The 233-nt window shown below is 33.0% G+C and carries 1 pseudogene; it reads right to left on the bottom strand.

The features are described 5' to 3' along the window. Window positions 1–233 (bottom strand): annotated as a pseudogene (locus EZH24_RS14685) (NAD(P)-dependent alcohol dehydrogenase); the annotation flags it as partial.

Here is a 233-nt window from a genome sequence, read left to right as displayed (position 1 = left end):
CAAATTCCAGCGTAAAGGATTTCGATTAAAATATCGTTTTCTCCTACGGGATGCCTCGTGAATTCTATAGTCGCAAAATTCATGTTTCTTGAAATTGCGGCTATTCCTTTTGAATTAATCCTTCCGTTTACATTAGTCGTGAAAGGATTAATCACGCTATTTTGATTTGCATTAATTTGATTATTGTTTTGACTTTGATTGTCGTTTTGATTATTATTACAGCCAATTAACGC

It is taken from the genome of Brachyspira catarrhinii (assembly GCF_005518285.1).
Lineage (GTDB): Bacteria > Spirochaetota > Brachyspiria > Brachyspirales > Brachyspiraceae > Brachyspira > Brachyspira catarrhinii.
The sequence above is the reverse complement of the archived record's forward strand: the minus strand, read 5'-3'. Positions and strand labels throughout refer to the sequence as shown.